9 protein-coding genes and 1 pseudogene are annotated in these 14,126 nt (G+C 30.0%); 9 read left to right on the top strand and 1 reads right to left on the bottom strand.

The annotated features are described in order from the left end of the window. Window positions 1-31: 31 nt before the first annotated feature. Genes CLTEP_RS04580 through pulA form a run of 3 tightly spaced genes read left to right on the top strand, consistent with a single transcriptional unit; the run spans window position 32 to window position 4,860 of the window. On the top strand, window positions 32-1,318 hold the full coding sequence (locus CLTEP_RS04580) for a carbohydrate ABC transporter permease (protein ID WP_066823273.1): 1,287 nt from the start codon (window positions 32-34) through the stop codon (window positions 1,316-1,318). Further along, window positions 1,318-2,202 carry a sugar ABC transporter permease gene (locus tag CLTEP_RS04575; protein WP_066823270.1) on the top strand — a complete coding sequence of 295 codons (885 nt, stop codon included), beginning with the start codon at window positions 1,318-1,320 and terminating at the stop codon, window positions 2,200-2,202. The genes CLTEP_RS04580 and CLTEP_RS04575 overlap by 1 nt, the downstream gene beginning before the upstream one ends. 57 nt (window positions 2,203-2,259) lie before the next feature. Further along, complete coding sequence (pulA, locus tag CLTEP_RS04570; RefSeq protein WP_084364641.1) at window positions 2,260-4,860, top strand: type I pullulanase; 2,601 nt, start codon at window positions 2,260-2,262, stop codon at window positions 4,858-4,860. A 1,257-nt stretch (window positions 4,861-6,117) separates the two neighbouring features. Here pulA and CLTEP_RS04565 read toward each other — a convergent pair. Next, entirely contained in the window at window positions 6,118-7,647 is a 1,530-nt protein-coding gene (locus CLTEP_RS04565) for an alpha-amylase family glycosyl hydrolase (protein ID WP_066823267.1), read from the bottom strand. Window positions 7,648-7,811: 164 nt separating this feature from the next. Between CLTEP_RS04565 and CLTEP_RS04560 the strand changes: the two genes are divergently transcribed. From CLTEP_RS04560 to CLTEP_RS04540, 6 genes and pseudogenes are all read left to right on the top strand, one after another. Continuing rightward, window positions 7,812-8,681, top strand: coding sequence for a DMT family transporter (locus CLTEP_RS04560; RefSeq protein ID WP_066823264.1), 870 nt, complete (start codon window positions 7,812-7,814; stop codon window positions 8,679-8,681). Between the two features lie 92 nt (window positions 8,682-8,773). Continuing rightward, a complete protein-coding gene (locus CLTEP_RS04555) occupies window positions 8,774-9,670 on the top strand; it encodes a metal ABC transporter solute-binding protein, Zn/Mn family (protein ID WP_066823385.1) in 897 nt (298 codons plus the stop codon). A gap of 204 nt (window positions 9,671-9,874) precedes the next feature. Then, the gene (locus tag CLTEP_RS04550) at window positions 9,875-10,741 is read left to right on the top strand and encodes a sulfite exporter TauE/SafE family protein (protein ID WP_066823261.1); all 867 of its coding nucleotides are present in this window, start codon (window positions 9,875-9,877) and stop codon (window positions 10,739-10,741) included. A gap of 97 nt (window positions 10,742-10,838) precedes the next feature. Further along, window positions 10,839-11,360: pseudogene (locus CLTEP_RS04545) on the top strand (ISAzo13-like element transposase-related protein); the annotation flags it as partial. Window positions 11,361-12,659: 1,299 nt separating this feature from the next. Continuing rightward, complete coding sequence (locus CLTEP_RS15145) at window positions 12,660-12,800, top strand: hypothetical protein (RefSeq protein ID WP_201786586.1); 141 nt, start codon at window positions 12,660-12,662, stop codon at window positions 12,798-12,800. Window positions 12,801-12,926: 126 nt separating this feature from the next. Further along, window positions 12,927-13,841 carry a hypothetical protein gene (locus CLTEP_RS04540; RefSeq protein ID WP_066823256.1) on the top strand — a complete coding sequence of 305 codons (915 nt, stop codon included), beginning with the start codon at window positions 12,927-12,929 and terminating at the stop codon, window positions 13,839-13,841. Window positions 13,842-14,126: the final 285 nt, after the last annotated feature.

Here is a 14,126-nt window from a genome sequence, read left to right as displayed (position 1 = left end):
AGTTTGCTTCACATGTTTCAGGAGGGATAATATGAAAAGAGCACATAAATCGGCTGCTTTATCGGCAGTTTTTATGGGAGCAGGACAGTTATATAATAAAGAAATACTTAAAGGTTGTATATTTGCAATAATAGAATTGATAGCAATACTTAAGTTTAATTATTTTACAAAGGCTATACATGGATTAATTACATTAGGAGATACTCCTCAATATTTTGAAAATGGTATATCAAAAGGAGATCACTCAATTTTTCTTTTGATTGAAGGACTAATAGCATTAATAATATTAATTGTAATTTTGACTTTATACATAATTAATATTGTCAATGCATATAAGTATGGAAAGTTTATTGAAGAAGGAAATAAACCTTTATCGACAAAGGAAGCAATCAAAGCTTCTTGGGAAAAGTACTTTCCACATATAATGTTAACTCCTGCATTTTTATTTACAATATTTTTTATTTTATTGCCAATAATTTTTACTTTTGCAGTTGCATTTACTAATTATTCTAGCCCTAATCATTTACCACCAAGGCACTTAGTAGATTGGGTTGGATTTAGAAACTTTAAGAATTTAGTTAAATTAAAGATATGGAATAACACATTACTGCATGTAGGATTATGGACTGTAGTGTTTGCCACAATTACTACTATATTTAATTATTTTGGTGGATTGGTTTTAGCATTGCTTACAAATGCTAAAAAGATTAAATTCAAAAAACTATGGAGAACTATTTTTATTCTTCCTTATGCTATTCCTGCATTTATATCTTTATTGATAATGAGATTGGTATTCAGTGGACCTGGTCCAGTTAATCATTTGTTGGTTACACTTGGCTTGGGTAAAGTACCTTTTTTTACAAATGCAGCACATGCTAAGGTTATGATATTGTTAATTAATATGTGGCTTGGAGCACCTTATTTTATGATTTTAATGGCAGGTGTACTCACAAATATACCTAATTCTTTATTTGAAGCTGCTGAGATTGATGGTGCTTCGAAATGGCAACAATTTTGGAAAATAACATTGCCTATGGTTCTTTTCCAAACAATGCCACTTTTGATAATGACATTTGCTTATAACTTTAATAATTTTGGTGTTATATATTTATTAACAGATGGTAACCCTGTCAATGGTTCATTTAAATATGCTGGTTCAACAGACATATTGATATCATGGATATATAAAATGACAAAAGATCAAAATCAATTCCACATGGCAGCTGTTGTTACAATTTTATTGTTCTTAATTGTTGCTGGAGTTTCTACATTCAGTTTTATTAAGACTAAATCCTTCAAAGAGGAGGACATGATGTGATGAAAGCAAATACAGTAATAGATAACAGTTTAGAACCAAAAGTCAATAAAAAATTTAATTTTATGGGTTTGATACAGAAGATTGTATTATATGTTTTGTTAATAAGTATAAGTATAATTATAATAACTCCTGTAATTTGGATAATACTTTCTTCATTTAATAGTGGTACGAGTTTATTCAGTTCCACGTTAATTCCAAAGCATCCAACATTGATACACTATAAAGAATTGTTCACACAGACTGATTTTCCTATATGGTATAAAAATACGCTTAAAATTGCCACTATAAACATGATTATTTCAGTCATTTTAACTACTCTTTCAGCATATGCATTTTCAAGATTTAGATTTATAGGTAGAAAATTTGGGCTTATGGCGTTGATGATATTACAGATGTTTCCAGGTTTTTTAGCTATGACAGCAATATACATATTATTGATGAAAATGCATTTATTGAATACACATTGGGGATTAATACTTGTTTATGCAGGAGGACAAATCCCATATAATACATGGTTGTGTAAAGGATATTATGATGGTATACCTAGAAGTTTAGATGAGGCAGCTAGAATTGATGGTGCATCAAATTTAACTATATTTGCAAAAATAATTTTTCCATTAGCAAAGCCCATAATTACTTTAGTTGCATTGACTAATTTTATGGGACCATGGTTTGATTTTATATTCCCACAAATTATTTTAAGAAGTGCTGATAAAAAGACATTAGCTATGGGATTGTTTGAGTGGATTCAAAAACAACAAAATACTGAATTTACTAGATTTGCAGCGGGAGCTATTTTGGTTGCAATACCTATAACTTTGCTATTTGTTTTCTTACAAAAATATATAGTAGAAGGATTGGCAGCTGGTGCAACAAAAGGATAGATAAAAAACATAACTCTACTCGTGTAGAGTTGTTTTTTTGGTATAGGGGGTTTATATATGAAGAAGATTACCTTGGCATTAATAATTATTTTTGTAATGCAGATTTTCACAGGATGTACAAATACCAATAAAATAGGTGTAGATGATAAATCAAAAAATACAAATCAAAAAATTATTGGTAGTAACGATAACAAGAGTACTGGCTCAAAATTAGTAATACACTACTTTAGATATGACGGTGATTATAAAGATTGGAATTTTTGGATTTGGCAAGAAGGTAAAGATGGAAAAGAATATGATTTTACAGGACAAGATAACTTTGGAAAAATTGCGGAGATCCAATTTGATAAAAAAATAAAAAGGGTTGGTATAATTTCAAGGTTAGGAGAATGGGAAGATAAGGATATTGATAAAGATAGATTTATCGATCTAAAAGATGGTGTTACAGAGGTATGGATGGTTCAAGATACAGAAAAAATTGCTTACAGTAGAGATGAAGCAGATAATAAACCTAAAATAAAAGCAGCTTTGCTGGAAAGCAGAAAAAAAATTCATGTTATTTTGTCTAATGAATTGAAAGTTACGGGTAAAAACAATGAAGATTTTATTGTAAAGGTTGATGAAAAGGATATACCGATAGAAAAGGTATATGCTAAAAATGGTAATAAAGTATCATCAAATTCATTTTATATTATATTAAAAGAAGATGTTGATTTTACAAGAAAGATAGAGGTATATAATAAAAACTTTAATAAGAGGAGAGTTGATATGGGCAAGATTTTAGAGACTTCAGAATTTACTTATACGGGTGATGATTTAGGAGCAAATTATACTAAGCAATATACTCTATTCAAGGTATGGTCGCCAGTTGCGCAGAATATGAAGCTTGTTATTTATAATGATTATAATGATAAAGTAGGAAAAGTTTATGACATGAAAAAAGGAGAAAAAGGAGTTTGGGAATATAAACTTGCTGGTGACAACAAGAATAAATACTATAATTACAGGGTAACTATTAATGGGGTGGAAAAGGAAACTCCAGATCCATATGCAAAAGGTGCGACTGTAAATGGACAGAAGGGCATGATTGTTGATTTTTCATCTCTTAATCCTGATGGATGGGATAGCCAAAGAATTCCTGAACCAATTAAGACAACAGAAGCAGTTGCTTATGAAATGCATGTTAGAGATTTTTCAATTTCTAAAGATTCTGGAATGAAAAATAAAGGAAAGTATTTAGCTTTCACTGAAAAGGGGACAAAAATTTCGGATAGAGTGGTTACAGGACTTGATCATATTAAAGAATTAGGAATAACTCATTTGCATTTGATGCCAGTATATGATTTCGCTAGTGTAGATGAAACTAAAGAAGGATATAATTGGGGATATGATCCATATCTATATAATGTACCTGAAGGATCTTATTCAACTAATCCATATGATGGCAGGGTAAGAATTAAAGAATTTAAGCAAATGGTTCAATCGCTTCATGAGAATGATATAAGAGTAGTAATGGATGTTGTTTTTAACCATACATTTTCAACGGGAGATTCTCCATTTGACATACTTGTACCAAAATATTATTATAGGACAAATTCAAATGGAGAATATACAAATGGCTCAGGATGCGGAAATGAAACTGCATCTGAGAAACCTATGATGAGAAAATTTATTGTGGATTCAGTAAAATTTTGGGCAACTGAATATAAGATTGATGGATTTAGATTTGATTTGATGGCATTACATGATATTGATACTATGAAGGAAGTAAAAAGAGAGCTTATGAAGATAAATCCTAATATTTTGATTTATGGTGAACCTTGGACAGGTGGAACATCATCATTATCACCAACTAAGCAATTTAGAAAAGGAAGTCAAAAAGGATTAGATATTGCTGTGTTTAATGATGATTTTAGAAATGCAATTAAGGGTGATAATGATGGTGCAGGCTTAGGTTTTGTGAATGGTGGATTTGGTTTTGAAAAAGCTATTAAAAAGGGTATTGCTGGTAGTATAAAGTATAGCAATAGCTTACAAGGTTTTACTCAGGAGCCAGGAGAAACTATTAATTATGTAAGCTCGCATGATAACCTTTGCTTATTTGATAAATTTGAAAAGAGCAATCCAAAGAGTACTCCAGAGGAAAGAGAAAAAATGAATAGATTAGCATTATCAATTGTTCTTACATCGGAGGGAATACCATTCATTCAAGGTGGAACGGAGATATTAAGGACAAAACAGGGTGTTCATAATAGCTATAATTCTGGAGACAATATAAACGAAATTGAATGGAACAGAAAGGAAAAATATTACAAAACATATGAGTATATAAAAGGACTTATAGAATTAAGGAAGAGTCAAAAAGTTATGACTTTAGATAGTGCTGAAGAAATTAGAAAGTCACTTAAATTTATTGATTCGCCTAAAAATACAGTTGCGTATTTACTTAAATCATCACATAAAGGAGATTTCAAAAATATATTCATAATTCATAACGCTAACAAAAGTGAAGTTAGTGTAAAACTTCCATCAGATGGAGAATGGAAAGTTATTGCTAATGAATATCAGGCAAACAAAGATGGCGTAACAAAAGGAGTAAAGGAATTTAGTGGCGAGGTTAAAGTAGCACCGCTGTCGACATATATACTATTTAAATAAGGAGCAGGGGCTAGAAAAATGCTAGGGTTTAATTTCTAGTTAAGTAACAATTTGGTTTGGAGACTGGTGACTTTGTTTTAGTTTCCAATCTCTAATCTCCAGTCTCCAGTACAAATTTGCAACTTGAAAACCAGTATCTTATTAGGTGCTAGGTACTAGGAGGAAAAAGAAGGTACTGGGGTTGCTCTGACTAGGTCACAATATGTTTTGGCGACTAGTGATTGGTGACTAGTGACTTTGTTTAGTCTCCAATCTCTAATCCCCAGTCTCCAGTACAAATTTGCAACTTGAAAACCAGTATCTTATTAGGTACTAGGTGCTAGGGAAAAAGAAGGTGCTAGGGTTGCTCTGACTAGGTCACAATATGTTTTGGCGACTAGTGATTGGTGATTAGTGACTTTGTTTAGTCTCCAATCTCTAATCCCCAGTCTCCAGTACAAATTTGCAACTTGAAAACCAGTATCTTATTAGGTACTAGGTGCTAGGGAAAAAGAAGGTGCTAGGGTTGCTCTGACTAGGTCACAATACGTTTTGGCGACTAGTGATTGGTGATTAGTGACTTTGTTTAGTCTCCAATCTCTAATCTCCAGTCTCCAGTACAAATTTGTGACTTGAAAACCAGTATCTTATTAGGTACTAGGTGCTAGGGAAAAAGAAGGTGCTAGGGTTGCTCTGACTAGGTCACAATATGTTTTGGCGACTAGTGATTGGTGATTAGTGACTTTGTTTTGGTCTCCAATCTCTAATCTCTAGTACAGATTTGTAACTTGAAAACCAGTATATTATTAGATGCTAGGTGCTAGGGAAAACAAGTTTGCTAGGTTGCCAGAGGGCTAGACTGCTAGCACAGATTCACAACTTGATTGTTAAATACTTATAGCCGACTGAAAAACTGGTAGTCTTGTTTTTAAGAAATTACGAAGTAATTTCAACACTAACTGGTCGCTAGCCAACTGGTCAACTAGCAATCTTATTAATTTAAAGAAATTGTGAAACAATTTCAACCTATACTATTCTTTATTCACTATTCATTAATTAATGTTTCCAAGGTGCTAGAAATTAGGGAGTATAAAGGAGCTGTTGCTAATGGACTTTAGATCTGTTAGCAACAGCTCCTTTTAAGGGGAAATATTAATGAAATCGTTTTGCTTAAAGCAAAACATCAGTGTTTCAGGTAGAAAATTTGTCTGCCTGAAATAAAAAATTTTAATCTTTCACCTATAGAAGTGAAGTATTATTAAATTGATAAATATCAATTTAATTTGACTCTAGAATAATTAAATCTAGAGGTTTTAACATTAATTGTAGCTTATTGTGTTCTAGAGTGTAAGTTTTATTTGTAAGCAAATCTTTAAACTTTGTATTGTTTTGAGGAACATTGATTGTTACATTCTTATTTTTGTTTTGCAGATTCATAACTACTATCACAGAACTATTATTATGCTTTCTCATATATGATAGAAAATATGAATCGTAATCTAATAATTTAAAATCACCTGTTTGTAATGCTGGATTTGTATTTCTAAAATCAACTATCTTTCTGTAAAAGTCTAATATGTCAGATTTCTTGGTTTTATTCCATTCCATATCCCTTCTGTTATCTGGATCAGATTTACCTTGCATGCCAATTTCAGTACCATAGTATATAATTGGTATAGAAGGATAGGTTAATTCAAAAGTTAAAGCTTGTTTTAAATATTCTTTTCCGTGTTTTCCAGCCATAGAGATTAATCTCATATTGTCATGATTATCTATAAATATTCCATTTATTTCTGGATTTGAAAAATTAGTTTCTTGTTTTATAGCATTAATTAATGAATCTGTTTGTCCAAATCTAGTAAATGCATTTTTAATGCCATTATACATAGAATAATTTGTTAAACCATCTATACCTAATTTATGATATTGTTCAAGGTAATGTGTGCTTTCATTCCATACTTCTCCAAGCAGATAAAAGTTTGGGTACTTTTCTTTGATTGCATGTGCAAATTCATTCCAAAATTCTTTTGGAACATGACGTACTGTGTCTAGTCTCATACCATCTATATTTGTTTTGCTAATCCACCATAATGCGTTTTCAATAAAATATTTTCTAACTTCAGGATTTTCTTGATTTAAATCAGGAAGACCTGATAACCAACCATTTTCTACTTGTTTTTGATCACTCCAATTGGTAATGTTTAATTTTGTATGAAACCAGTCCTTTTTTGTATCATCTTTTAACCAAGGTGAATTATATCCGGTGTGATTAACAACATAATCCATTATGACTTTTATATTTCTCTTATGAGCTTCATCAACCAAATTCTTAAAATCATCCATAGTTCCAATATGAGGATCTACCTTGTAAAAGTCGTATGCCCAATAACCGTGATATCCTTTAGGCTCATTTTTAACTACTGGTGTAATCCATATAGCTGTTGTACCAAGAGATTTTATGTAATCTAGTTTTTTGATAATTCCTTTTAAATCACCACCATGGTATGCTTTAGCATCTTTCTTATTTACATCAGGGAAATTATCATTTGAAGTATCACCATCATAAAAACGATCTGTCATTATAAAATAAATTAAATCGTGGTTACTAAAATTGCCACCTGTGTTTGAAACATTGTACTTAGGAATATAACTTTTTTTAATTTTTTTTGTTTGAAAACCATTAGCAGATGTTTGACAACTCTTATTAGTATGATTAGAAATACTTTGAGTAGGAGTACTCTTATTTAAAGTACATCCTGATGATAACATTAGTGCTATCGTAATTAATATAAGTATTTTTTGCTTCATTATGAATACCTCCTCAGGTACTATTTTATAGTATTTTTACACTCAACGCAATCGTTTGCATAGATTTTAATAAAAATATTTGGAAACAATATTTAACTAGTATTTTTACTATTTTTGTGTAATAATGGTTTTGTGTTTAAATATAGATTATAGAGGGGATATATATGGATAGAAGTATTAAGGGTATATTTTATATAATATTGTCAGCCGTAGCATTTGGTATTATGCCTATTTTAGCTAAAATAGCATATATTTATGGTTCAAATAGTGTTAGTGTTTTATTTTTTAGATTTGCATTTGCTTCAATTATGCTATTAGCATATATAAAATATAAAAATTTCTCATTAAAATTGAATAAAAAGCAAATTATATTGATTTTAATTTTGGGATTAATAGGATATACAGGATGTTCTATAATAATTTTCACATCATACAATTACATTTCGGTAGGACTTGCAACAATGATATTATATATTCATCCAGCAATTGTTGTTATTTTTACAGCATTATTTTGCAATGAAAATATAACCCTAAGGAAAATAGTCAGTTTGATTATGACATTAGTGGGTTTAGTTATTTTAGTTGATATAAAAGGTTGTCATTTAAATTTATTTGGGATTTTACTTGCATTTATTTCTGCAATATGCTATTCGATATATGTTATCGGCATTTCTAATAAAGAATTTGAGAAATTAAATAGTTATGTTATGACGTTTTATTTTTCTATATTATCGGCTAGTGCAATGTTTGTTTTGGGATTAATTTCAAATGATTTAAATATCAGAATGTCATTAGTTAGTTTAATTTGTATTTTGGTATTAGCATTCATTTCTACAATAATAGCTTTAATGACTTTCTTAGAGGGTGTTAAACTAATTGGGCCATCAAATGCAACTATATTGAGTACATTAGAACCAGTAGTATCTTTAGTTTTAGGAGCTATTATATTGAAGGAAGTTATCACATTTAAGATTATTATAGGAAGTGTTCTTATTTTATCAGCCGTAATAGTGTTGATTAGAGGAAAACGATAATATTAGAGTTGAATACATAAGTTATATGTGCTAAAATATTTATTGTTTATGCAAATGAAATGCAATATCATTCAAGGAGGAATTATGTGTATATGAAGAAAATTTATGCTATTTTAATAATGATTTTCTTAATTGGGACTTTATCAGCATGTTCTAACAGAACAATTAAATCTGAAAAAGAAAATATAAAAACAAGCAAAATTATAATTGCATCATCTATTGTACCAGAAAGTACTTTTATTAAGGCTGTAGGAGGAGATTTAGTTCAAGTTATTACTATGATACCCCCAGGAAATAGCCCAACTAATTATCAGCCAACTCCAAAACTTATGGAGCAATTTAGTAAGGCAAAATTGTATTTTTCAATAGGTGTACCAACTGAAAAAGCTAATATTTTACCAAAAGCAGAAGAATTATCCGATTCTATGAAGATAGTACATTTAGAGGATGAGGTCAGAAAGGTTTATAAGGATAGGGAGTTTAGTGAGGGTAAAAGAGATCCTCATATATGGTTGTCACCTAAAAGGGTTATTGTTATGATAAATACTATTGAAAAAAACTTATCTGATTTAGATCCTAAACATAAAGATACATACGAAAAAAACGCTAATGAATACATTGATAAATTGAAAAAATTAGATAGTGAAATAAGAGATTCATTAAAAAATTTACCCAACAAAACTTTTATAGTATATCATCCTTCTTTTGGATATTTTGCTGATGACTATGGTCTTAATATGATAGCACTTGAGAGAAATGGTAAGAAAGCTACACCCAAAGTCATAGAAGAGACTATTGAATTAGCTAAAAAGAATAACATAAAGGTTATTTTCTATCAGGCAGAAATAGATAGTAGTCAGACTAAAATTATAGCAAATGAAATTAAAGGCAAATCAGAGATGATTGAGCCTTTGGCACCAAATTATATTGAGAATTTAGAGAAAACAGCTAAAATATTTAAGCAAGTATTGGGTATTGAGAAAAAATAATAACGCTATAACAAGAATTAAAGAAAATTTGTTTAAGAGAATAAAAAGAGCCTACTTTTAGTGGACTCTTTTTTTATATAAAAAACAATGATTTTTTCAGAATAGTATTAATATCGAACAAATAGGTTTTAATATTCACTACATTGCAAATACTATTGTAGAAGTGCTTTATACAAAACAAAAGAAGAAAGTGGGTTGAATACTTTGATTACTGTATTGATGTTTATTTTAGGAATATTGACTTTGTGGTTTGCTAGTATATTTATTAGAGACTTTATGAAACATAAAAATAGACTTGAGGACAACTCATGGATTAAAACCGGTGTTATAGGCTTTATAACAAATTTTTTTGATACATTAGGAATTGGTTCTTTCGCACCAACTACGGCACTTTTAAAAGGATTTAAACAAACGCATGATAGAGTTATACCAGGGACATTAAATGTATCTTGTACAATTCCAGTTATAATGGAAGCATTTATATTTATGAGAGTTATAAAAGTCGAAGCAGTAACATTAGTTGCAATGTTAGTAGCGGCTGTATTAGGTGCTTGGATAGGTGCTGGTATTGTTGCAAGATTACCTGAAAGGAAAATACAAGTTGTAATGGGGATAGCACTACTTGCAACCGCATTCTTAATGTTTGCAAGTGAAATGGGGTGGTTTCCAAGCGGCGGAAATTCAATTGGACTAACTGGAGGTAAGCTAGTATTTGCAGTTATTGCAAATTTTGTATTAGGTTCACTAATGACTGCTGGTATAGGACTATATGCTCCATGCATGGCATTGATATTCTTTTTAGGAATGTCTCCAAAGGCTGCTTTTCCAATAATGATGGGTTCATGTGCATTTTTAATGCCTGTTGCATCAGTCAAATTTATTAAGGAAGGTGCATATGATAGGAAGGCTTCAATGGCAATTACAATAGGAGGTAGTGTAGGTGTAATCATAGCAGCATACATTGTTAAATCACTTCCTTTAGAGGTATTGAAGTGGATAGTGATTTGTGTAATCCTTTATACTGCTATAGTTATGCTGATGTCTGCGAGTAGGGCTATAACAAAAAAATAACAAGTCGATTTTCAGAAAAATAAAAATATCCCTTCAAAATGTGTTTTAATTGTAATCACTAGAAAACAAAAATAAACACAAAAGGGATATTAATAACATGATACATAATTTATTTGGAAAATGCAAAAATATTTTTATAAAAAGCGTAAATAAACTGAAAGGTTCAGATAAAAGAATAGTATTAGCAGAATTATCTAAAATGAAAGGAAAAGGTGGACAATCATTTATTGCTAAAGAATTTAGAGTTAGTAGGGACACTATAAGAAAGGGAACTTTTGAGTTAAAAAGTAAACAGAAAATAGTTGATAAGTTCAATGAGAGAGGGCGTAAGCCAATTGAAGAAAAGCTTACTAATCTATTGATAGATATAAAAGAGATAGTAGATTTTCAAAGTCAAACAGACCCTAGTTTCAAAACAGCAAGGCTATATACAAGACTTTCAGTTGCAGAAATAAGGAAGCAACTTATTGTACAGAAAAAATATTGTGATGAAGAATTGCCAACAAATCAGACACTAAACAATAAAATTAATGCATTGAGATATACACTTAGAAAGGTACAAAAAACAAAACCTTTAAAGAAAATACCAGAAACAGATGCAATTTTTGATAATCTCAAATAAATTCATAATGAAATTAAAAACCATGATAACATTTTAAGAATGATGGAACTTTCTGCAAAATTGGAAAGTGGTTTGTTACATTGACACCAAGCAAATGTAAAAAGGTGGTTTTATTGTAAAATAAACCATAGGAAATTATTTTTGGGGAAAGGGGGAATTATACTTAAATTCAGTTGAAATTAATTTCAAAGTTACATTTATGTGTAATTATGTTAAATATCAATTTATAAATTATAAGTAAAATGGTATAATTTAAAATAAATGATAGCAATTTAAAATTGACTTGTTATTTATTTTAAATTGCCTAAGTAATGGTATTATACCAAATTTTCTATCAGAACTATATCATAATTGGTTAGATGAAGAAGTAATATATAGCGGATGGAAAAAAGTATATAATAATTATTTTATTTTAGATATCCACTCTAATAATAATATAGATGAAAGTGGTATTAAAATGGGGGGACAAGGGAAACTTATATCGGTATTGATGTATTAAGAATGTTAATAATTATATTCCTAATTTAATAGATATTTATAAAGAATACTATAAAGAAAAAATGATTGATTTAAATTATAGACTTAAAGTTTTTGAAGTATTTACAAGTAGAAAGCTATTAAACAAAAGTTTGATGAGACTTAGTGCTGAAGATAGAAACAATGAATTTTTATATCTTATAGAAAATCAGAAATTTTATTAAAGGAATGGTATAAATTAAGCTTTTTAATTGTTAAAGCGCTTATTCTAAAAAAGAAGATAATTTAAATGCTATTTATAATAAAATCAATATTCTAATACATAATGAAGAAGAGTTGTTTAAAAGAATTATTGAAAAACTATAAATATGGATATTTATATAATTGTTATAAACTTAAATATAATTAGATAGAAGTCTATGCAAGTGCGAGGTGGGTGATATTTTGAAAATAGATAAGGAAGTATTTTTTAACTTTTAGCAACAAAAACTGCAGTCCAGTTTTTGTAAGGTGCCTGACCTCTTACAAAGATTGGAAGTGAAACGAACAATCTTTGTAGCTATTGGCGTGTTTCTACTGATAGCGATGAATAGCTAGTAGTTATGATGTACAGATTGCTTATTATACAGAGTTCATCAAAAAGAAGCAAGATCATTTACATCCAGACAACAGATTTAATGTCAGCAAACCGATAACTGTTAGCATGGAAGAGTGGAAAAGATGGCGTGGAATGCGTAATTGTCTACCTAGTTTACATTTACTTGAAGGTAGAAGTAATGGTAATAAAAATGATATGGCCTCGTGGATTATTATAATTATATGAATGACGAGCAAAAGGTTGAATTTTGTAAACAGGCTATGATTCCGCAAGGCGAATCACTTGAAATAGAAAACTTTGAAAAATTCTATGAGACAAGAAAATTCATACTTACGGAAAAGATACGTGAGTTGTTGGGATGATACTGTTTATGGATTATTGGCTTCATGATATGGAAGGTGATAATGATTATTGGTAAGAGTAGTTAGTGTCGCTTTTACCAACTTTGAAAAAGCAATAAATATTTGAATATTAGATGGGGTGAAAAAATGGATGATAAAGAAATAATTCTTTCAAAAATTGCAGAAATTGTTAGCAGACCAGGCTTTTTTATAAGGAAAAATTCAGAATTTAAGTCAAGATTAAAATGTGTAGGACTTAATGATCTTTACAAAAAATATATAGACTACCTAGTGCCGTGTTTCTACAATCAAGGCTATGCGCAGAAATTTGAGAATGATAACGAGGAATACGATGTATTTCTAGGTTTAGATAGTATTTTTTCGGATTTATATAAGGAAAAAAGGCGTGAGGATATTATTAATCTTCTAAAAGAAATAACTAAATCTTTTAATGTAAGATATATTTCTGAATATAGCGATCAAGACTTTGAAGAGTTAGCTAAACTATACAAGATTTTAGGGTTAAGTATAGCCATTGAATGTAATAAAGTTAAAGTTTCTGCTTGCATGGAAAGTGATTTTGCCAGAGTAAGTGAGATGTTTTCTGTTGAGTCATGGATAAAAAGTAACCATATAGAAGTATATGATGCTTACAAATCTGCAATTGATGCTTATACACAAGGCCATTCAGGGGCTTGTATTGAATCATGTAGGACATGTATTGTAAGTATATTTTCAAAATATAAGGGGAGTGAAAATTTCGCAAAGTGGATGAGGGGTGTCTTTAATACTAGCGGAGACAATGCAACTGCATCAGTCGCTGACTTGGATAGGGCACTTAAGTCAGATCTGAAAAAAGAAGATTTAGCAGATTTTTTCAATGAAAATAAAGATGGAAAGCTGACTAAGACAAAGACAATTTATATGATTTACTCGATGATGTCTGATTATGGGACCCATAGGAATGAGAATACTATTGAATTGCCAACAGTTGAAGATGCGTTGTTTTGTTTAAGACTAACAGATAGTATTCTGTTTTGGGTTTATTCGAAAAATAAATAGTAATTTTTTAAGCGGTGATAGGAACCAATACGATGATTCTGTTTTTAGTTTATTCAAGAAAGGTAGGATAACTTTATGAATGATTATAAGTAAAAAAAGCAACAAAAATTGTTTATTTCATTTCCAATTTTTGAAAGGGGTCAGGTGCCTTACATAAGGTGCCTTACATAGATTGGTAATTTTATTGCCAATCTATGATGCTTTTAATAACTGCAAATTTTTATGACCAAAGTACTATATTTGCTGCAAACTTTCTTGTCTTACATGTTGCTATTTAGGCTGTCT

The organism is Clostridium tepidiprofundi DSM 19306 (genome assembly GCF_001594005.1).
Taxonomy (GTDB): Bacteria; Bacillota; Clostridia; order Clostridiales; family Clostridiaceae; genus Clostridium_AC; species Clostridium_AC tepidiprofundi.
This window is presented reverse-complemented; position numbering and strand designations above follow the sequence as displayed.